Raw genomic sequence first — 19,030 nt, 5'->3', positions numbered from 1 at the left:
GTGCGGCCCGCGGCGGGACCGGGCGCCGGGGCGCCGGCATTCGACGTGGGGGCCGCGGCGCGCGGCGACGGGGCGGCCGCCGGCTTCGGCGCGGCGGAACGGCCCGGGGCGGCGGGCGTGGAACCGGGCTTGGCGGCGGACTTGCCGGCACCCGGGTAGGCGTTGCGCAGCTTCTTGACCACCGGGGGCTCGATGGTGGACGAAGCCGAGCTGACGAACTCGCCGAGGTCCTTGAGCGTGCTCAAGGCCTCCTTCGAGGTGATGCCGAGCTCCTTGGCGAGCTCATGGACGCGGACCTTGGCCACGGTTCTCCTGTTCTGGCCCCACGGGCCGGAACGGAGCCGCTCGGGCTGTCCGTCTCAGCGCGTCCTGGGACCGTTGACGTTGCTCCAGGCCGTCGCGCGCGCCACCAGGGCACGCGCACCACGGCCTGCCTGATAGCAGGGGGTGAAGTTCATCGCTGGGCACTCATGCTTCAGTGCTCATCGGGTACGCATCAGATCTCTGACCCGCCTTCATCTGTCGGTCTGTCAGCCGGTGCCTCCGCGGTGCGGCCCAGCGCGTCGGCGTCGACGGCGGACCGGAAGGCCCGCCCGAACGCGCGGCGGCGCAGGGCGAGGAGGAGGCAGTCCTCGCCGGGATGCAGCCACGCACCCCGGCCGGGACGGCGTCGTTCCGGGTCCCAGACGACGGATGGGGGTTCCGTCGAGGAGTCCAGGGCGACGCGCACCAGCTCTTGCTGGTCCGCCCTCGATCGGCATCCGATGCAGGTGCGCACGACCGTCCGAGACGTCATGCGTTCACCCCTCACGGGCGTCGGATCGAGAAAGGACCTCATCCATCCTAGCGCGTCCGGGCCCGGATCTGTTCCCGGGGACGGTCAGCGGCCCGGGGCGGAGGTGGTGACCCCGTCGCCGACGATGTCGATCCGCCAGCCCGTGAGCTTGGCCGCGAGGCGGGCGTTCTGGCCCTCCTTGCCGATGGCCAGGGACAGCTGGTACTCCGGCACCACGGCGCGGGCCGAGTGCTGGTCCGCGTCGAGGATCTCCACCGAGACGGTCGTGGCGGGCGAGAGGGCGTTGGCGATCATCGCGGCGGGGTCGTCCACGTGGTCGACGATGTCGATCTTCTCGTCGTTGAGCTCCGTCATGACGGCGCGCACGCGGCTGCCCATCTCCCCGATGGAGGCGCCCTTGGCGTTCACCCCGGGGCGGGTGGCGCGCACGGCCATCTTGGTGCGGTGGCCGGCCTCGCGGGCCAGCGCCGTGATCTCGACCGAGCCGTCCGCGATCTCCGGGACCTCGAGCTCGAAGAGCTTGCGCACGAGGCCGGGGTGCGAGCGGGACACCGTGACGGACGGGCCCTTGGCGCCGCGCGTCGCGGAGACCACGTAGGCGCGGATCCGGCGGCCGTGGGCGTAGTCCTCGCCGGGCACCTGCTCGGGCGGCGGGAGGACGGCCTCGAGGGTGCCGAGGTTCACCTGGACCATGTGGCGGTTCAGGCCCTGCTGGATGACGCCGGAGACGAGCTCGCCCTCCTTGTCCTTGAACTCGCCGAGGACCTTGTCGTCGTCCTCCTCGCGCATGCGCTGGATCATCACCTGGCGCGCCGTGGAGGCGGCCACCCGGCCGAAGCCGTTCGGGGTGTCGTCGAACTCGCCGATGGGCGTGTCGTCCTCGTCCAGCTCCGTGGCCCACACGGTGACGTGGCCGGTCGCGCGGTCGATCTCCACGCGGGCGCGCTTCAGGGCCCCCGGGGTGCGGTGGTACGCCATGAGCAGGGCCTGCTCGATGGTGGGGATGAGGCGGTCCATCGGGATCTCCCGCTCCGCCTCCAGCATGCGCAGCGCGCTCATGTCGATGTCCAACTCATGCCTCCGTGTGCTCGGCCGTGTCCTCGCCCGCGGCGGCGTCGGCGTCGCCGGCCTGCTGAGCGGGGCTCCACTCTACCTGCACGATCGCCGGACCGAGGCGGTCGAGGGCGACCCGCTCGGCGGGCAGCTCCTTGGCCTTCATGCCCTTCTTCGCGGGCGGGCGCACCACGGCCAGCTCGACGTCGTCGTCCGTCACGTCCTTCAGGCGGGCGGTCACGGGCGCGGCGCCGTCGACCGAGACCTCGACGAGACGGCCGACGTTGCGGGCGAAGTGGCGGGGCTCGGTGAGCGGGCGGTCCACGCCCGCGGTGGTGACCTCCAGCAGGTACTCCCCCGCGCCGACGCCGGGCACGTGGTCGCCCAGGGCGTCGAGGGCGGCGGAGACCCGGCCGGAGAGGCGGGCGACGTCGTCCAGGCTCAGGCCCTGGGTGCCCGAGGCGCGGTCGAGGACCACCTCGACGGTGCGGTGCTCGGCGGTGCCCGTGGCGCGCATCTGCTCCACCACCACGTCGTCGGCCGCCAGGGCCTCCTCGACGCGGGTGCGCAGCTCGGCGAGGTCGTCGCGGCGGTCGGTGCTGTCCATGGGGTGCCTCACTCGTCGGGTCGGGGCCGCCGCGCCACGCGGGCGGGGGCCGGGGTCGGGATCCGGGGCCGAGCCTACCGGCGGCCCACGGCGGGGCCGAGTGCTCCCGACCGGGTTGGACGGGGCGAGCTCAGCGCAGCAGCGGGGCGAGGGTGTCCGCGCCGACCTTAACGATGAGCGCGGTCACCACCATGAGGTACACCACGCGGATGAAGCCGGTGCCGCGGGCGATCGCCATGCGGGCCCCCACGTAGCCGCCCACGAGGTTGGCCGCGCCGAGCAGCAGCCCCAGGCCCAGCACCGCGTGCCCCGAGGGCACGAAGTACGCGAGCGCGCCGAGGTTGGTCGCGAGGTTGACCACCTTCGCCTGTGCCGAGGCGTGCAGGAAGTCGAACTTGAGCAGCAGGACCAGCCCCAGGATGAGGAACGTGCCCGTGCCGGGGCCGAGGACGCCGTCGTAGAAGCCCACCGCCGCGCCGAGCGCCACGGCCCGGGCCAGCGCGGTGCTCCGCCGCGGCCCCACGCCGGCGACCTGTCCGAGGCCCGGGCGCACGGCCGTGAACACGGCGACGGCGATCAACGCCGCCAGGATCACGGGCCGGATCACGCCGGCCGGCAGATGCGCGGCGACCACGGCCCCGCCCAGGGCCGCCGCGAAGGCGACGGCGGCCATCGGCAGTGCGGTGGACAGATCCTGCCGCAGGCGCCGCCGGTAGGTGAGCGCCGACGTCGCCGTGCCGAACACCGAGCCGAGCTTGTTGGTGGCCAGGGCCTGGATCGGGCTCAGCCCGGGCACGAGCAGCAGGGCCGGCAGCTGCAGGAGCCCGCCCCCGCCCACGACGGCGTCGATCCAGCCCGCCGCGAAGCCCGCGGCGAGCACGAGGACGAGCAGCCCGGCGGTCAGCTCGACGGCGCCGAACCACTCAGCGCCCGTCGCGCACCTCCGCGAGCACCGCCGCGACGGCCCCGTCCACGGGCACGGGGCGCGCCTCACCGGTGGCACGGTCCTTGAGCTCGAGCTCGCCGTCCGCCAGGCCGCGGCCGATCACCACGGTGGTGGGCACGCCGATGAGCTCGGCGTCCTTGAACTTCACGCCGGGGCTGACCTTCGGACGGTCGTCCACGAGCACGGTCAGGCCCTCGGCCTCGAGGCCCGCGGCGAGGGTCTCGGCGGCGGCGAGGCCGTCCTCGCCCTTCGTGGCGACGACGACGTGCACGTCCGCCGGGGCCACCGCGCGCGGCCACGCCAGGCCCTTGTCGTCGTGGTAGCGCTCGGCGATCGCGGCGACGGCGCGCGTGATGCCGATGCCGTAGGAGCCCATGGTCACCACGACCTGCTTGCCGTGGACGTCGAGGACCTTCAGGTCGAGGGCCTCGGCGTACTTGCGGCCGAGCTGGAAGATGTGGCCCATCTCCATGCCGCGGCGGGTGTGCAGCGGGCCGGAGCCGTCCGGGGCCTCGTCGCCCTCGCGCACCGCGGTGGCCTCGAGCACGCCGTCCCACATGAAGTCGCGGCCGGCCACGAGGCCGAACACGTGGCGCTGGTCCGCGTTCGCGCCGGTGATCCACGCGGTGCCGGGGGCGATGCGCGGGTCCACGAAGAAGGGCAGGCCCGAGACGGAGCCCTCCGCGCCGAGGACCGGGGTGCCCTCGACCGCGTCGGCCGCCGCGGGGCCGATGTAGCCCTTGACCAGGGCGGGGTGCGCGGCCAGGTCCGCGGCGGTCGCGGCCTCGAGCGTGGGCTCGCCGACCACGCCGAGCGCCGGGCCCACGGAGGCCTCGAGACGCTTGAGGTCCACCTCACGGTCGCCGGGCACGCCCACGACGAACGGGCGGCGCTCGCCGCCGTCCACCACCGCGGTGACCACGACGCACTTGAGCGTGTCCGCGGCGGTCCACGGCTCGCCCTCGCGCGGGGCCAGCTGGTTGGCGACGTCCACGAGCGCGGCGATGGTGGTGGAGACCGGGGTGTCCTTGACCTCGGCGGCGGGCAGGACCGCCATGGCCGCCTCGTCCAGCGGGGCGGGGGCCACCGTGGTGACGGCCTCGACGTTGGCGCGGTAGCCGCCGTCGGACTCGACGAAGGTGTCCTCGCCCACCTCGGTGGGGTGCAGGAACTCCTCGGAGCGGGAGCCGCCCATCGCACCGGAGGTGGCCCGCACCGGCACGACCTCGAGGCCGAGGCGGTCGAAGATCCGCAGGTAGGCGGCCCGGTGGGCCTCGTACGCGGCGTCCAGGCCGGCGTCGTCCACCGTGAAGGAGTAGGAGTCCTTCATGATGAACTCGCGCCCGCGCAGCAGGCCGGCGCGCGGGCGGGCCTCGTCCCGGTACTTGGTCTGGATCTGGTACAGGTACGCGGGCAGGTCCTTGTACGAGGAGTACAGGTCCTTCACCAGGAGCGTGAACATCTCCTCGTGTGTGGGGGCCAGGAGGTAGTCGTTGCCCCTGCGGTCCTGCAGGCGGAACAGCCCGTCGCCGTACTCATCCCAGCGCCCCGTGGCCTCGTAGGGCTCCCGCGGCAGCAGCGCCGGGAAGTGCACCTCCTGGGCGCCGATCGCGTCCATCTCCTCGCGCACGATCCGCTCCACCTTGGCCAGCACCTTCAGGCCCAGCGGCAGCCACGAGTAGATGCCCGGGGCCGCGCGACGGATGTAGCCGGCACGGACGAGGAGCCTGTGGCTCGCCACCTCGGCCTCCGCCGGGTCGTCGCGCAGGGTGCGCAGGAACAGGGTGGACATGCGCAGGGGCATGACGGGGCCTCCTCGGACGGGCTCGCGCGGTCGGGGCGGCGCGCGGGACGGGACGACGCCGGCACGGGGTGCCCGGCGTCCTGACCGCCGATCCTATCGCCCGCGCAGGGCCCGCCGGGTCAGTACAGGACGGTCGCGAACGTGCCGCGCCGCTCGAACCCCACGCGCTCGTACGTGCGCAGCGCGGGGGTGTTGTACGCGTTGACATAGAGGCTGACCACGGGCGCCTGGAGTCGCACGTAGTCCACGACGGCGGCCATCGCCGACGCCGCCAGTCCTCGGCCCCGCGCGGCGGGGGCCATCCACACGCCCTGGATCTGGGCGCACCGGGAGGAGAGCAGCCCGATGTCCGCCTTGAAGCGCAGCGGGCCGCCCGCGTCGCGCGGTCCCGGGTCGATGAAGACGCGTCCGGCGTGGATCAGCCGCTCGACGCGGTCCCGGTACTGGGCCGCGCCCCCGGCGAATGGGGAGAAGCCGAGCTCCTCCTCGAACATCGCCGCGCTGGCCGGCAGGACGCGCGCGAAGTCGTGTGGCTGCGCCTGCACCACGTGCGGGTTCGGGTCGATCCCCCCGGCCGTGCCCAGCACGAGCAGCGGCTGGTCGGGGCGCACGGACCGGGACCGGTGGCCCGCGGCGGCGAGGGCCTCGCCGGCGGCCAGCACGGGACCGGCCGGGCCGTAGATCGACCCGTACCGGCGGCGCAGCGCGGCGGCCGCCGCGCCGAGCGCCTCCGCGTCGCCCGGCGCCCAGCCGGCGTCCGGGGCCTCGGACGCGGCGACCGGCACCACGTTCGAGCCGATCCAGACGGCCGCGCGCAGCGCGCCGGCGCCCGGGGCGTCGTCGTCGATCCCGAGGAACAGGGTGCCCGCCGCTCCCCCGCGCGGGCCGGCCAGGCGGCCCGCCTCGAGCAGGGAGTCCACGAACACGTTGGACACGGGGGCACGGGCGGACAGGGCCGCGAGCGCGGCGGTGTCCGCGTCGGTCAGCAGGCGGACGCGGTCACCCGTGGCGGCCCGGACCTCCCGGTCAGTGGACGGAGACCACCGGGGCACCGGCGGCAGCCTGGTCACCGCCGTCCTCCCCCAGGTCCATCTCACCGGCGATCCGGTTGGCCTCCTCGATGAGGGTCTCCACGATCTGGTCCTCGGGCACGGTGCGGATGACCTCGCCCTTGACGAAGATCTGGCCCTTGCCGTTGCCGGAGGCGACGCCGAGGTCGGCCTCGCGGGCCTCGCCCGGCCCGTTGACGACGCAGCCCATGACGGCCACCCGCAGCGGGACCTCGAGGTCCTGGAGGCCCTCGGTGACCTGCTCGGCCAGCGTGTACACGTCCACCTGGGCGCGGCCGCACGAGGGGCAGGAGACGATCTCGAGCTTGCGCTCACGCAGGTTCAGGGACTGCAGGATCTGCAGGCCCACCTTGACCTCCTCGACCGGCGGCGCGGAGAGGGAGACGCGGATGGTGTCACCGATGCCCTGGCCGAGCAGGTAGCCGAAGGCGGTAGCGGACTTGATGGTGCCCTGGAAGGCCGGGCCGGCCTCGGTGACCCCGAGGTGCAGCGGCCAGTCACCCTGCTCGGCGAGCAGCTCGTAGGCGCGGGCCATGATCACCGGGTCGTTGTGCTTGACGGAGATCTTGAAGTCCTTGAAGCCGTGCTCCTCGAAGAGGGAGGCCTCCCAGACGGCGGACTCGACGAGGGCCTCCGGGGTGGCCTTGCCGTACTTCTGCAGCAGGCGCGGGTCCAGGGAGCCGGCGTTGACGCCGATGCGGAGGGAGGTGCCGTGGTCCGAGGCGGCCTGCGCGATCTCCTTGACCTTGTCGTCGAACTTCTTGATGTTGCCCGGGTTCACGCGCACGGCGCCGCAGCCGGCCTCGATCGCCGCGAACACGTACTTCGGCTGGAAGTGGATGTCCGCGATCACGGGGATGGTGGACTGCTGGGCGATGACCTTGAGGGCCTCGGCGTCCTTGTCCGTGGGGCAGGCCACGCGGACGATGTCGCAGCCGGCGGCCGTGAGCTCGGCGATCTGCTGCAGGGTCGCGCCGATGTCGTGCGTCTTGGTGGTGGTCATCGACTGCACCGAGACGGGGTGCTGCGAGCCGACGCCCACCGAGCCCACCTGGATCTGCCGGGTGGTGCGGCGCGGGGCCAGCACGGGCGGCGGGGCGGACGGCATTCCAAGGCTGACGGGCACGGGGGCGCTCCTCATGGGTTCTCGGGGTCGACGGCGCGGGGCCGCCGGGTTCTCCGGTCCATCCTAGGCGCGCGGGCGCCCCGGGGCGCGGGGCGACCGCCCACGGCGAACGGGCCGGGCTCAGAACAGCCGGACCGGCTCCACGATGTCCGCCACGATCAGGATGACGCCCATGAGCAGCATCGCCGCGCCCACCGCGTAGGTCAGCGGCAGCATGCGGGCCAGGTCGAACGGCCCCGGGTCCGGGCGGCCCGTGATCCGGGCCCAACCGCGGCGCACCGCCTCCCACAGGGCGCCGGCCACGTGGCCGCCGTCGAGCGGGAGCAGCGGGATGAGGTTGAACACCATGAGCGCCACGTTCACGCCCGCCAGCAGGGACAGCAGCAGGGCGGCCTTGTCCGTCAGCGTGGCCTCCTCGAGCGCCGCCGCCTCCCCGGCGATCCGGCCGACTCCCACCACGGACATCGGGCCGTCCGGGTCGCGCTCGGCCGGGGTCACCACGGCGACGGCGGTGTCCCACAGCCGCTGCGGCAGCACGAGGACGACGTCGACGACGCCCCGCACCTGCTGGGCCACGAGCGGGCCGGCGTCGAGCGGGGTGCCGCGGACCGTCTCGAGCTGCGCGCCCATGCCGATGAACCCGACCTCGTGGGTCGCCACGGTCCCGTCCGGGGCCCGCTCGGGCCGGCCCAGCGCGTCCGTCACGGGCCGTTCCGTCAGGCGCGGGGTCAGGGTGGCGCTCATCCGCTCGCCGTCGCGCTCCCACTCGATCCGGGTGGGCTGTCCGGCGCGGTCCCGGATCGCGGCGGAGAGGGCGTCCCAGTCGGAGACCGGCCGCCCGTCGAAGGCGAGCACGGTGTCGCCGGGGCGCAGTCCCGCCTCGTGGGCGGGCGCGGCGGGATCGCCCGGGCGGCAGTCCTCTGTCCCGCCGGAGGCGGCGCGGGCCTGCTGCTCCTGCATCGTGACCACGCACCGGTAGACCTCGGCGACGGTGGTGCTGGGCTGCGAGGTGCCCACCGTGGTGACCAGCAGGGCGGTGGCGCCCAGCGCGATGAGCAGGTTCATGAACGGCCCGCCGAGCATGATCACCACCCGCTTCCACACCGGCAGGGCGAGGAAGCGGCGGTGCTCGTCGCCGGGGCGGACCTCCTCGGCGGCCTGGGCCCGCGCGTCGTCGGCCATGCGGCCCAGCTGCTGGACGAAGCCCGTGGACGCCGCGCGGGGCGTCTGCCCGGGCCGCGGCGGGGGCAGCATCCCGATCATCGCGACGTAGCCGCCCAGCGGCACGGCCTTGAACCCGTACTCCGTCTCGCCGCGGCGCCACGAGACGAGCGTCGGGCCGAAGCCGATCATGTACTGCGTGACGCGCACGCCGAAGAGCTTGGCCGGGACGAGGTGGCCGATCTCGTGCAGGGCGATCGAGACCGCCAGGCCCAGCGCGACCGCGAGGACGCCCGCGACGTACCAGAGGATCTCCACGACGGTCACCAGCGGGCCCGCGCCGCACGGCGCGCCCAGGCCTCGGCGGCGAGCACGGCATCCACGGTGAGCCCCGTCGGCGCGGGGTCGTGGCCGGCCGCGGCGAGCACGTGCTCGGGGGCATAGTCGGCGACGACGGCGCGGACCGTGTCCACGATCCCGTCGAAGGGCAGGGCGCCGGCGTGGAAGGCGTCCACGGACTCCTCGTTGGCGGCGTTGAACACGGCCATGTGGGTGGGCGAGGCGGCCGCCGCCTCCTTCGCGGCCCGTACCGCGGGGAAGGCCTCCTCGTCGAGGGGCTCGAACGTCCAGGTGGCCGCCCGCGTCCAGTCGCAGGCCGGGGCCGCGCCCGAGAGACGGCGCGGCCAGCACAGCCCCAGGGCGATGGGCAGGCGCATGTCCGGCGGGGAGGCCTGGGCGAGCGTGGACCCGTCGACGAACTCGACCATCGAGTGGACCACGGACTGCGGGTGGACCACGACGTCGATCCGGTCCAGGGGCACGTCGAACAGCAGGTGGGCCTCGATCACCTCGAGGGCCTTGTTCACGAGGGAGGCGGAGTTGGTGGTGACGACGCGGCCCATGTCCCACGTGGGGTGGGCGAGGGCCTGGGCGGGCGTGACGGCGTGCAGGGCGGCGCGGTCCAGGCCGCGGAACGGCCCGCCCGAGGCCGTGAGCACGAGGCGGCGGACCTCGTCCGCCGTGCCCCCGCGCAGCGCCTGCGCGAGCGCGGAGTGCTCGGAGTCCACCGGCACGAGCTGGCCCGGCGCCGCGGCCGCCTTCACGAGGGCCCCGCCGACGATGAGCGACTCCTTGTTGGCCAGGGCCAGGCGGTGGCCGGCGTGCAGGGCGGCGAGGGTGGGCCGCAGGCCGATCGAGCCCGTGATCCCGTTGAGCACGGTGTCGGCGCCGGGCCACGCGGCGATCTGCTCGGCGGCGCACGGGCCGGTGAACAGCACGGGTCGGGGGGACGGGCGCCCGAGGCGGGCGGCGGCGTCGGCGAGGGCGGCGCGCAGCTCCTCCTCCCCCGCCGCGGCGGAGCCCACCGCCTCGACCTCGAAGCGCACGGCCTGCTCGGCCAGCAGGGTCGTGTTCGCCCCGCCCGCGAGCGCGACGGCCCGGAGCCGGGTGGGGTCCTGGGCGATCACGTCGAGGCCCTGGGTGCCGATCGAGCCCGTGGAGCCGATCAGGGCGACGGCGCGCGGGGCGCCGTCGTCGTCCGCCGGGGCGGGGGCGGGCAGCGTGTAGTCGGTGAGGGATCCGTGCGTCACCCCGCCATGATGCCAGTCGGGCCTGGACACGGACGGGGGGCCGGCCGGACGGACGCCGCACCCCGACGTCCCGCCCCGCCGGCCCCCGTGGGACCGGGTCAGCCGCGGATCAGTGCTGCACCGGCTTCTCGGCGCCGATGCCGGTGAGGGAGCGGACCTCCATCTCGGCCTGCTTGTCGGGGTCCTCGGCGCGCGACGAGGTCACCGAGCCGAGCCAGCCGAGGAAGAAGGCCAGCGGGATGGAGACGATGCCCGGGTTCTTCAGCGGGAACACCGCGAAGTCCGCGCCCGGGATCATCGAGGTCGGCGTCCCGGACATCACCGGGGACAGGACGATCAGGATGATCGCGGAGAGCAGTCCGCCGTACATCGACCACACCGCGCCGCGGGTGGTGAAGCGCCGCCAGAACAGGGAGTAGAGGATGGTCGGCAGGTTCGCCGAGGCCGCCACCGCGAAGGCGAGCGCCACGAGGAACGCCACGTTCTGGCCCTGGGCGGCGATGCCGCCGACGATCGCCAGGACGCCGATCACCACCACGGTGATCTTGCCGATCCGCACCTCCTCCTGCGGGGTGAGCGGGTGCTTGGCGATCACGGAGCCGTACACGTCGTGGGCGAAGGACGCCGCCGCCGTGATGGCCAGGCCCGCGACCACCGCGAGGATGGTGGCGAACGCGACCGCCGAGATCAGGCCCAGCAGGATGGAGCCGCCGAGCTCGAACGCCAGCAGCGGGGCCGCGGAGTTCTGCCCGCCGGGCGCGGCCAGGATGCGCTCGGGGCCGATCAGCGCGCCGGCGCCGTAGCCCAGCACGAGGGTGAACAGGTAGAACGCGCCGATGAGGACGATGGCCCACACCACGGACTTGCGCGCCTCCTTGGCGGTGGGCACCGTGTAGAACCGCATGAGCACGTGCGGCAGGCCGGCGGTGCCGAGCACGAGCGCGATGCCCAGGGACACGAAGTCGAGGCGGGTCAGCGCGCTGGCGCCGTACTGCAGGCCCGGCTCGAGGATCGCCTCGCCCTTCGGGTTCATCTCGACGGCGGCCCCCAGCATGGCGTTGAAGTCGAAGCCGAACAGGGCCAGTGACCACACGGTCATGATCCCCGCGCCGGCGATCAGCAGGATCGCCTTGATGATCTGCACGTAGGTGGTGCCCTTCATGCCGCCGATCAGCACGTAGACGATCATCAGCACGCCCACGATCACGATCACGAGGGCCTGGCCGGCCCGGTCGTTGATGTTCAGCAGCAGGGACACCAGGCCGCCGGCGCCGGCCATCTGGGCCAGGAGGTAGAAGAGGCAGACGGCCATGGTGCCGAAGGCGGCGGCGATGCGCACGGGACGCTGCTGCAGGCGGAAGGACAGCACGTCCGCCATGGTGAACTTGCCGGTGTTGCGCAGCAGCTCGGCCACCAGCAGCAGGGCCACGAGCCACGCCACGAGGAAGCCGATCGAGTAGAGGAAGCCGTCGTAGCCGTAGAGGGCGATCGCGCCCACGATGCCCAGGAACGAGGCCGCGGAGAGGTAGTCACCCGCGATGGCCGTGCCGTTCTGGGTGCCGGAGAAGCCGCGGCCGCCGGCGTAGTAGTCGGCCGAGGACGCGTTCGTCTTGGACGCGCGGATCACGATCACGAGGGTGACCACCACGAAGGCGACGAAGATGCCGATGTTCACGGCGGGGTTGCCGACCGTCTGCGGGGCGGCCTGGAGCAGGGGGGTGAGCGCGCTCATCGCGTGGCCTCCGGGTTCTCGTGGGCGCCGGCGGCCTCGCGCTCGAGGCGCTCACGCAGCGCGGTGGCGCGGGGATCCAGGGTCCGGTTGGAGAAACGGACGTAGGCGAAGGTGATCAGGAACGTGGTGACGAACTGGAGCAGGCCGAGGATCAGGCCGAGGGTGATGTTGCCGCCGAGGCGGATCGCCATGAACTCGGGGAAGAACGCGCCGACGATCACGAACACCAGGTACCAGACGAAGAACGCCACGGTCATGGGGAAGGCGAAGGATCGGTGGGTGCGCCGGAGCTCGATGAACTCCTCGGACTGCTGCGCGGCGCGGAACTGCGCGGCCGTGGGGACCGGCGCCGTGGGCTCGCTGGATGACATGGGCCCTCCGGGGGTGCGTAGGACGGATCAGTGTGAGACAGATCACTGTGATGACAACCACACTCTGGCGGGCGGAGGGGTGCGCCGTCAAGCGCGCCCCGGGGCCGTGCGCCCGTGTGACAGCCCCGGGGCGCAGCCGTGCGGACGCGGACGCGCCCCGACGGCACGGGGCCGCCGGGGCGCGGAGCCGCCGAGGAGCCGGTCAGGCGCTCGCCGGCCGGGGCGCGTCCGCGCGGCGCAGGACCGCGCGGGCCTGGGCGAGGACCACCTCGTCGACCATCGCCCCGTCCAGCTCGAAGGCCCCGTGTCGGCCCTCGGCCGCGGCGAGGACGCGCCGGGCGCGCTCGACGGCCTCCGGGGCGAGCGTGTAGGCGGAGCGCACGACGGGCACCTGGCGCGGGTGCAGGCACACGGTCGCGGTGCAGCCCAGGGCGACGGCGTCCTCGGCCTCGGCGGCCAGCCCGGCCTCGTCGCCGAGGTCCAGGTGGACGGCGTCCCATGCGGCCGCGCCGTGGGCGGCCGCCGCCAGCAGCACCGTCGCGCGGGCGTGCTGGACCACGGAGCGGTAGGCGCCCTCGGGGGTGCGGGAGGAGCTGCCGCCCATCGACGCCACGAGGTCCTCGGCGCCCCACATCAGCGCACCCACGTGCGGGTGGGCGGCCAGGTCGGCGGCGGCGAGGATCCCGGCCGCGGTCTCGCATAGGGCGACGACGCGGGTCTGCGGTCCGAGGGCGGCGACGACCCCGTCCACCTGCGCGGCGGACTCGGCCTTGGCGAGCATGAGCGTGCGCCAGCCCGTCCCGGCGAGCATGGCCAGGTCGGCGTCGTGGTCCGCGGTGCCCGCGGGGTTCACGCGGACCACCACGCGGTCCTCGTCCAGCGGGCCGCCGTCGACCCCGCCCGTCGCCCGCCCCGCCCAGGCCGCCGCGACGGCGTCCCGCGCGGTGGGCCGGGCGTCCGGGGTGACGGCGTCCTCGAGGTCGAGGATCACCGCGTCCGCGCGCTCGAGCGCCGTGGCGTACCGCTCGGGGCGGTCCGCCGGGGTGAACATGACGGCCGGTCCGAGGGTCAGCGCGCTCATGCCCGCTCCCCCGTGCCTGCGGCGTCGGCGGCCTTCGCCTTGGCCTCCGCGTGCGCCTGCGCGGTCCACATCAGACAGGTGCGCTGGGCGCGGACGACGACGTCGCCGTGCTGGTTCTCCCCCGTCATCGCGAACGTGACGATCCGCTGCCCCGGCCGCGAGGAGGACTCGCGGATCGCGGTGACCTCGGAGCGCCCGTAGAGCGTGTCCCCGTGGAAGACCGGCTTCGGGAACGCGATCTCCCCCAGGCCGAGCTGGGCCACGAGCGTGCCCTGTGTGGTCTGCCCGACGGCGAGGCCCACCAGGGTGGACAGCGTCAGCATCGAGTTGACCAGCGGTCGGCCGAACGGCTGGTCCGCCGCGTACGCGTGGTCCAGGTGCAGGGCCTGCGGGTTCATGGTGAGGGTGGTGAACAGGACGTTGTCCGCCTCGGTGAGCGTGCGGCCGGGCCGGTGCAGGTAGACCTGACCGACCGCCAGCTCGTCCGCGTAGCGGCCCCGCTGCTCGATCTCGACGCGCTCCGTCACGTCAGAGGCCCAGCTCGCGGGCGATCAGCATGAGCTGCACCTCGGTGGTGCCCTCGCCGACCTCGAGGATCTTGGAGTCGCGGTAGTGACGGGCAACGAGGGTCTCGTTCATGAAGCCGTAGCCGCCGAACACCTGGGTGGCGTCCCGGGCGTTGTCCATGGCGGCCTCGCCGGCGATCAGCTTGGCCATGGCGGCCTCGGTCTTGAACGGCTTGCCGGCCAGCATCTTCTGGGCGGCCTCGTAGTAGGCCAGGCGGGCGGCGTGCGCGCGGGCCTGCATGCGGGCGATCTTGAAGGACACGGCCTGGAACTGCCCGATCTTCTGGCCGAACGAGGTCCGCTGCTTGGCGTAGGCGACCGACTCGTCCACGCAGCCCTGGGCCGCGCCGGTGGCCAGGGCCGCGATGGCGATACGGCCCTCGTCGAGGATCTCGAGGAAGTGGGCGAAGCCGCGGCCGCGGGCGCCCAGCAGGTTCTCCTCCGGCACGCGCACGTCCGAGAAGTGCAGGGCGTGGGTGTCCGAGGAGTTCCAGCCGACCTTGTCGTAGGCCTTGGCCACGGAGAAGCCCTCGGTGCCGGCGGGCACGAGGATCGTGGAGATCTCCTTGGCGGGGCGGCCGTCGTGGCCGGTCCTGCCCTCCACGGTGCCGGTCACGGCGGTGACGGTGACGAGCGAGGTGATGTCCGTGCCGGAGTTGGTGATGAACTCCTTGGCGCCGTTGATGCGCCACTGGCCGTCCTCGAGCGCGGCGGTGGTCTGGGTGCCGCCGGCGTCGGAGCCCGCGCCCGGCTCGGTGAGGCCGAAGCCGGCCAGGTGCGTGCCGGCCACGAGGTCCGGCAGCCAGCGCTGCTTCTGTTCCTCGGTGCCGAACTTCAGCAGCGGCATGGCGCCCAGGGAGACGCCGGCCTCGAGGGTGATGGCCACGGACTGGTTGACGCGGCCGAGCTGCTCGAGGGCCAGGGCCAGGGCGAAGTAGTCGCCGCCCATGCCGCCGTACTCCTCGGGGAACGGGAGGCCGAACAGGCCCATCTCGCCCATCTGGGCCACGATCTCGTACGGGAACTCGTGCTGGGCGTCCAGCTCGGCGGAGACCGGGGCCACGACCTCGTCGGCGAACTCGCGGACGGTGTCGGAGAGGACCTGGTAGTCCTCCTCGAGGGCGGGCAGGGTGCGGTGCTTGGTGCTCATGGTCCTCTCCTGTTCTCAGGTGTTCTCTGCGGGTGCTGCGTGCTCGGTGGGCTCGACGACGGCGATCAACGCCTGCGCGGCCACGGCGTCGCCCTCGGCGACGTGGACGGTCACGACGCCGGCGACGGCGGCCGTGACGGGGTGCTCCATCTTCATGGCCTCGACCACCGCCAGCTCCTGGCCCGCGGCCACGGTGTCCCCGGTGGCCACGGACACGGCGACGACGGTGCCCGGCATGGGCGTGCGGGCCTCGGGGGACGCTGCGCTGGCCGGGGCACGACGCGCGGCCGCGGCCGCGCGGGCGGCCTCGACCACCTCGGCCCGGGTGAGGCGGCGGACCTGCCACGCGGCGCCGTCGCGGTGCAGCCACGCTGAGCGCGGGTCCCGCGGGTCACCGGCCAGGAGGTTGACGCCCGCCAGGCCTCCGGCGTCCTCGTCCACCTCGGCGTCGGCGGCGGGGGCGGTGAGGATGCGGTCCTCGTCCCCGACCCGGACGCGCATCCCGGGCTGCGGGGCGCCCGCGCCGCGCCAGCCGTCCGCCCGGGCCCACGCGGTGCCGGCCGCGCGGTGCTCGGCGGCGGCCGCGTCCTCGGACACGTCGGCCAGGGCCTCGGCCGCGAGCGCGGCGAGGTCCTCGGGCAGCGCGGGGGCGGTCCACGCCTCGAGGCCGTCGATCAGCTCGGTGGTGAGCCGGCCGGTCCGCACGTCCTCGCGGGCCGCGAGCTCGCGCAGCCAGCCCAGGTTGGAGCGGACGCCGAACAGCACGGTGTCCGCGAGCGCGGCGTCGAGCCGGTCCAGGGCCTCGGCGCGGTCGGCGCCACGGGCGATGAGCTTGGCGATCATCGGGTCGTAGAAGCCGGTGATCTCGGGCTGTGCGCCGTCGACGTCCACGGGGTCCACGGCGCCGGCGGCGGGGCCAGTCTGCGGTCCGGAGCCGAACGCGCGCTCCTCGGCCGGCCGGGAGGGCAGCAGGAGGGTGTCGACGCGGACGCCCTCGCCGGCGGGCTCGCGCCAGCGCAGCACCGGCCCGGTGGAGGGCAGGAAGCCGTTCGCGGGGTCCTCCGCGTAGACGCGGGCCTCGACGGCGGCGCCGTCGAGGGTCACGTCCTCCTGGGCGAAGCCGAGCGGCCCCCCCGCGGCGATGCGCAGCTGCAGCTCCACGAAGTCCAGGCGCTGTCCGCGCACCCGGACGACCTCCTCGGAGACCGGGTGCTCCACCTGCAGGCGGGTGTTCATCTCCATGAAGAAGAACTCGTCCGGGTTCTCGTCCGAGACGAGGAACTCGACGGTGCCGGCACCGCGGTAGCCCACGGACACGGCCGCGTCCACGGCGGCCCGGCCCAGGCGCTCGCGGAGCTCGGCCCCGTGCGCCAGCCCGGTCAGCAGGGGCGCGGGGGCCTCCTCGATCACCTTCTGGTGGCGGCGCTGCAGGGAGCACTCGCGCTCACCCAGGTGCACGGTGGCGCCGTGGGCGTCCGCGAACACCTGCACCTCGACGTGCCGGGGCGCGGTGATGAGCCGCTCGAGCAGCAGCGTGTCGTCGCCGAACGCCGAGCGCGCCGTGCGCCGGGCCGAGGCGAGGGCGCCGGGCAGCTCCTCGGCGGCGCGCACGGCCACCATGCCCTTGCCGCCGCCGCCCGCGGAGGGCTTGATCAGCAGCGGGAAGCCGACGCGCTCGGCCTCGGCCGTGATCTGCTCGTCGGTGAGCGTGGGGTCCTGGATGCCGGGGACCACCGGCACGTCGTACGCGGCCACGGTCTCCTTCGCGCGGATCTTGTCCGCCATCGCGTCGAGCGAGGCCACGGGCGGGCCCACGAACACGATGCCGGCCGCCTCCAGCGCGCGGGCGAAGTCGGCGTTCTCGGACAGGAAGCCGTAGCCGGGGTGCACGGCCTGGGCGCCGGTGCGGCGCGCGGCGTCGACGACGGCGTCGATGTCCAGGTACGACTCGCGGGCCGGAGCCGGGCCGAGGCGGACCGCCGTGTCCGCCTCGCGGACGTGCCGCGCGTCGGCGTCGGCGTCGGAGTGCACGGCCACCGAGCGGATGCCGAGGCGGCGCAGGGTGCGGATGACGCGCACGGCGATCTCGCCGCGGTTGGCCACCAGCACGGTGTCGAACAGGGGCGTCCCCTGGGCGTGGTTCTCGGTCACGGGTGCCTCACATGCGGAACAGGCCGAACCGGGAGTCCGGCAGCGGGGAACGGGAGATGACGTCGAGGGCCAGGGAGAGCACCCGGCGGGTCTGGCCGGGGGTGATCACCCCGTCGTCCCAGAGGCGGGCGGTGGAGTACAGGGGGCTGCCCTGGTCCTCGTACTGCCGACGGACCGGCGCCTGGAAGGCCTCGACCTCCTCGGAGGACATCGGCTCCTCCCCCGCGGCGGCCCGCTGGTCCTGCTTGATCTGCGTGAGCACGGAGGAGGCCTGCGGGCCGCCCATCACGGAGATGCGCGCGTTCGGCCACATCCACAGGAAGCGGGGTGAGTAGGCGCGGCCGCACATCGCGTAGTTGCCGGCGCCGAACGAGCCGCCGATCACCACGGTCAGCTTGGGCACGCGGGCGGTCGCGACGGCGGTGACCATCTTGGCGCCGTCGCGCGCGATGCCGCCGGCCTCCGCGTCCCGACCCACCATGAAGCCGGAGATGTTCTGCAGGAACAGCAGCGGGATGCCGCGCTGGTCGCACAGTTCGATGAAGTGCGCGCCCTTGCGGGCGGAGTCTCCGAACAGGATGCCGTTGTTGGCGAGGACGCCCACGGGGTGGCCGTCGATCCGCGCGAACGCGGTGACCAGGGTGGTGCCGTAGAGGGGCTTGAACTCGTGGACGGAGCCGCCGTCCACGAGGCGGTCGATCACCTCGCGCACGTCGTAGGGGGTGTTCACGTCCACGGGCACGACGCTGGTCAGCTCGGCCGGGTCCTTGGCGGGCTCCGCGGCGGGGGCGACCTCCCAGGCCGGCGCCTCGGCCGGGGGCAGGGTGGCCACGATGTCCCGGAGGATCTGCATGGCGTGCAGGTCGTCGTCCGCCAGGTGGTCCGCGACGCCGGAGCGCTCGGCGTGCAGCCGGCCGCCGCCGAGGTCCTCGGGCGAGACGTCCTCCCCGATCGCGGCCTTCACGAGCGGGGGGCCGCCGAGGAAGATGGTGCCCTGCTCGCGCACGATCACGGTCTCGTCCGACATGGCCGGCACGTACGCGCCGCCCGCCGTGGAGGAGCCGCACACCGCGGCCAGCTGCGGGATGCGCTGCGAGGAGAGCAGCGCCTGGTTCCGGAAGATGCGGCCGAAGTGCTCGCGGTCCGGGAAGACCTCGTCCTGGCGGGGCAGGAACGCGCCGCCGGAGTCCACGAGGTAGATGCACGGCAGGCGGTTCTCCAGGGCGATCTCCTGGGCCCGCAGGTGCTTCTTCACCGTCATGGGGTAGTAGGTGCCGCCCTTCACGGTGGCGTCGTTGCCGACCACCATCACGAGGCGGCCGTGGACCAGGCCGATGCCCGCCACGACGCCGGCGGCGGGGCTGTCCCCGCCGTACAGGCCGTGCGCGGCCAGCGCGCCGACCTCGAGGAAGGGCGAGCCCTCGTCGAGCAGCGCGTCGATGCGGTCCCGCACCAGCAGCTTGCCGCGGCCGGTGTGGCGCTCGCGCGAGCGCTCGGGCCCGCCGAGCGACGTGCGGGCGACGAGGTCGGCGAGCTCCTGCTCGAGCCGAGCGTGGCCGGCCGCGTTGCGCTCGGCCACGGTGGGCGCGGACTGCGCGGCCGGGGCCGGGGTGCTGGCGGTCATGAGACCCCCTTCAGTGAATGACGACTAACTGAACCGAGCCTCAGTGTAGTGACGATCGTCACTGACGTCGACCGGGCGCCCGGCGCGCCTCGTCTCGTCCTACAGTGGAACCCATGCCCGCCGTCGATCCCGCGTCCCCCGCCGCCGGCGTCGTGGCGGGCATCGGCCTGGTCCACGGCCGCCTCGTGATGGTGGTCGGCAAC

The 19,030-nt window shown here is 74.1% G+C and carries 17 protein-coding genes; all 17 read right to left on the bottom strand.

Annotated features, from left to right (window positions below; translation table 11 throughout):
• Positions 1 to 305 (bottom strand): translation initiation factor IF-2 N-terminal domain-containing protein (locus tag QL983_RS04980; protein ID WP_290151539.1); only part of this gene is annotated, 305 nt, incomplete at its 3' end.
• Between the two features lie 191 nt (positions 306 to 496).
• Positions 497 to 796: a YlxR family protein gene (locus QL983_RS04975; RefSeq protein WP_223247521.1), complete on the bottom strand. Its 300-nt coding sequence runs from the start codon at positions 794 to 796 to the stop codon at positions 497 to 499.
• An 84-nt stretch (positions 797 to 880) separates the two neighbouring features.
• Positions 881 to 1,867, bottom strand: coding sequence for a transcription termination factor NusA (gene nusA, locus QL983_RS04970; protein ID WP_036314069.1), 987 nt, complete (start codon positions 1,865 to 1,867; stop codon positions 881 to 883).
• 1 nt (position 1,868) lies between these two features.
• On the bottom strand, positions 1,869 to 2,456 hold the full coding sequence (locus QL983_RS04965; protein WP_290151538.1) for a ribosome assembly cofactor RimP: 588 nt from the start codon (positions 2,454 to 2,456) through the stop codon (positions 1,869 to 1,871).
• 130 nt (positions 2,457 to 2,586) lie between these two features.
• Positions 2,587 to 3,336: a TSUP family transporter gene (locus QL983_RS04960; protein WP_170720847.1), complete on the bottom strand. Its 750-nt coding sequence runs from the start codon at positions 3,334 to 3,336 to the stop codon at positions 2,587 to 2,589.
• Positions 3,337 to 3,379: 43 nt separating this feature from the next.
• The gene (locus tag QL983_RS04955; RefSeq protein ID WP_060973853.1) at positions 3,380 to 5,206 is read right to left on the bottom strand and encodes a proline--tRNA ligase; all 1,827 of its coding nucleotides are present in this window, start codon (positions 5,204 to 5,206) and stop codon (positions 3,380 to 3,382) included.
• Positions 5,207 to 5,325: 119 nt separating this feature from the next.
• The gene (locus QL983_RS04950) at positions 5,326 to 6,258 is read right to left on the bottom strand and encodes a GNAT family N-acetyltransferase (RefSeq protein WP_060973856.1); all 933 of its coding nucleotides are present in this window, start codon (positions 6,256 to 6,258) and stop codon (positions 5,326 to 5,328) included.
• On the bottom strand, positions 6,233 to 7,417 hold the full coding sequence (ispG, locus tag QL983_RS04945) for a flavodoxin-dependent (E)-4-hydroxy-3-methylbut-2-enyl-diphosphate synthase (RefSeq protein ID WP_061866731.1): 1,185 nt from the start codon (positions 7,415 to 7,417) through the stop codon (positions 6,233 to 6,235). Before ispG ends, QL983_RS04950 begins: the two co-directional genes overlap by 26 nt.
• Before the next feature lie 105 nt (positions 7,418 to 7,522).
• Complete coding sequence (locus QL983_RS04940) at positions 7,523 to 8,890, bottom strand: site-2 protease family protein (RefSeq protein ID WP_061866732.1); 1,368 nt, start codon at positions 8,888 to 8,890, stop codon at positions 7,523 to 7,525.
• Positions 8,887 to 10,122, bottom strand: coding sequence for a 1-deoxy-D-xylulose-5-phosphate reductoisomerase (gene dxr, locus QL983_RS04935; RefSeq protein WP_052520075.1), 1,236 nt, complete (start codon positions 10,120 to 10,122; stop codon positions 8,887 to 8,889). The genes QL983_RS04940 and dxr overlap by 4 nt, the downstream gene beginning before the upstream one ends.
• A gap of 139 nt (positions 10,123 to 10,261) precedes the next feature.
• The gene (locus QL983_RS04930) at positions 10,262 to 11,884 is read right to left on the bottom strand and encodes a cation/acetate symporter ActP (protein WP_041104224.1); all 1,623 of its coding nucleotides are present in this window, start codon (positions 11,882 to 11,884) and stop codon (positions 10,262 to 10,264) included.
• Entirely contained in the window at positions 11,881 to 12,255 is a 375-nt protein-coding gene (locus QL983_RS04925; RefSeq protein ID WP_041104222.1) for a DUF485 domain-containing protein, read from the bottom strand. Before QL983_RS04925 ends, QL983_RS04930 begins: the two co-directional genes overlap by 4 nt.
• A 202-nt stretch (positions 12,256 to 12,457) precedes the next feature.
• Positions 12,458 to 13,336: a CoA ester lyase gene (locus QL983_RS04920; protein WP_041104220.1), complete on the bottom strand. Its 879-nt coding sequence runs from the start codon at positions 13,334 to 13,336 to the stop codon at positions 12,458 to 12,460.
• Positions 13,333 to 13,863, bottom strand: coding sequence for a MaoC family dehydratase (locus QL983_RS04915; protein WP_041104218.1), 531 nt, complete (start codon positions 13,861 to 13,863; stop codon positions 13,333 to 13,335). The genes QL983_RS04920 and QL983_RS04915 overlap by 4 nt, the downstream gene beginning before the upstream one ends.
• A 1-nt stretch (position 13,864) precedes the next feature.
• Positions 13,865 to 15,052, bottom strand: a complete 1,188-nt coding sequence (locus QL983_RS04910; RefSeq protein WP_041104216.1) for an acyl-CoA dehydrogenase family protein — start codon at positions 15,050 to 15,052, stop codon at positions 13,865 to 13,867.
• Between the two features lie 15 nt (positions 15,053 to 15,067).
• On the bottom strand, positions 15,068 to 17,203 hold the full coding sequence (locus QL983_RS04905) for a biotin carboxylase N-terminal domain-containing protein (protein ID WP_041104214.1): 2,136 nt from the start codon (positions 17,201 to 17,203) through the stop codon (positions 15,068 to 15,070).
• 7 nt (positions 17,204 to 17,210) lie between these two features.
• The gene (locus QL983_RS04900; protein WP_041104212.1) at positions 17,211 to 18,827 is read right to left on the bottom strand and encodes a carboxyl transferase domain-containing protein; all 1,617 of its coding nucleotides are present in this window, start codon (positions 18,825 to 18,827) and stop codon (positions 17,211 to 17,213) included.
• Positions 18,828 to 19,030: the final 203 nt, after the last annotated feature.

It is taken from the genome of Micrococcus sp. APC 4021 (assembly GCF_030407635.1).
Taxonomy (GTDB): Bacteria; Actinomycetota; Actinomycetes; order Actinomycetales; family Micrococcaceae; genus Micrococcus; species Micrococcus luteus.
Note: the sequence above shows the minus strand (reverse complement) of the source record. Positions and strands in the feature narration are given on the sequence as shown.